2 pseudogenes are annotated in these 1,414 nt (G+C 35.0%); both read left to right on the plus strand.

What is annotated here, in order from left to right:
- A pseudogene (locus VXQ92_RS17860) lies at positions 1–521 on the plus strand (aromatic amino acid transporter AroP); the annotation flags it as partial.
- Between the two features lie 455 nt (positions 522–976).
- Positions 977–1,381, plus strand: a pseudogene (locus VXQ92_RS17865) (substrate-binding domain-containing protein); the annotation flags it as partial.
- Positions 1,382–1,414 lie beyond the last annotated feature (33 nt).

Below are 1,414 nucleotides of genomic sequence, written 5' to 3' on the forward strand. Positions count from 1 at the left end.
ACTTTGTGGTCTTGATTGCTGCTATTTCGGTTTATAACAGTTGTATTTACTGTAATAGTCGTATGTTGCATGGTTTAGCAGAGCAGGGCAATGCGCCAGCAATTTTGAAAAAAGTGAACAGCCGCGGTATTCCGGTCCCTGCAGCAATTGTTTCTGCTTCAATTACAGCGGTCTGTGTAGTGGTCAACTATTTAATTCCAGGTCAAGCTTTTCAGCTCTTTATGATGTTAGTTGTGGCTGCGCTTGTTATTAACTGGCTTATGATCTCAGTCACGCATTTGAAATTTACCAAAGCAATGAAATTGCAAAAGCGTCAAACCAAATTCCAAAGCATTATGAGCCCATGGAGTAATTATTTAACTATTAGCTTTGTATGTTTCATTCTCATTATTATGGCGATGACACCAGATATGAGACTCGCTGTTATTTTGGGGCCTATCTGGCTTGCGGTTTTAGCGATTATGTATTTCTTTAAGTATCGTAAAAAAATGGTCGCGATGCCGGAAGTACAATCAAACTAATAAGCTAAATTTACAGTGATATTGCGGTTATCTGACATAAGGCAGGTAACCGTTTTTGTTTTGTCATAATATGTTCATGTTCGGGCGAAATAATTTTTTAAAAATAAAGGTGTCACGTAAAAAATTGAGAATTGTGTCAATAAAATAATTTTGTAACATCAATTCATTAAATTACTTAAGCTTTTATAATTTAAGCATAATTATAATTTTATCATTTTGAACGTTTGTCATATTTCCCATTAAATCTAAATATCAAAGCACTTATAAAATTATCTTAAATATTTGATATAAAATAGATTTAAAAATGTGACAATGAACATTATAAAAATCATGAAAGCGTCATAATACTGTAACTTATTTGTCATATTTTCTATTCACAATGCAGCTATCGAAGAGCGTACAAGCACTCAACAAAAAGTGACGTACAACCTATTGCATTAATGAGAGAGAACAGAATGCGCTTAAATCCACGTCAAATCGCAATTGCATTAGCAGTAACTGGGGCCGCTGTAACAACGACTGCAAATGCAGCTCGTGATACGATTCAAATTGCTGGTTCTTCAACTGTATTACCATTTGCCAGCGTTGTAGCTGAAGAGTTTGGTAATACATTCCCTCAATTTAAAACTCCTGTTGTAGGTTCTGGTGGTTCTTCTGCTGGTTTAAAACAGTTCTGTCAAGGTGTTGGTGACAACACAATCGACGTTGCAAACGCTTCTCGTAAAATTAAAAGCACTGAAATCGAAGCTTGTAACAAAGCTGGTGTAAAACAAATTCAAGAAATCAAAATTGGTTAAGACGGTAGAGTATTTGCGACAACCTCAAGCAAAGAAGCTAATAAATATAAACCAAACCATGAGTAAGCAGAATTAGCTCCAAAGATACCTTCAAAA

Source organism: Acinetobacter sp. 228 (assembly GCF_048147885.1).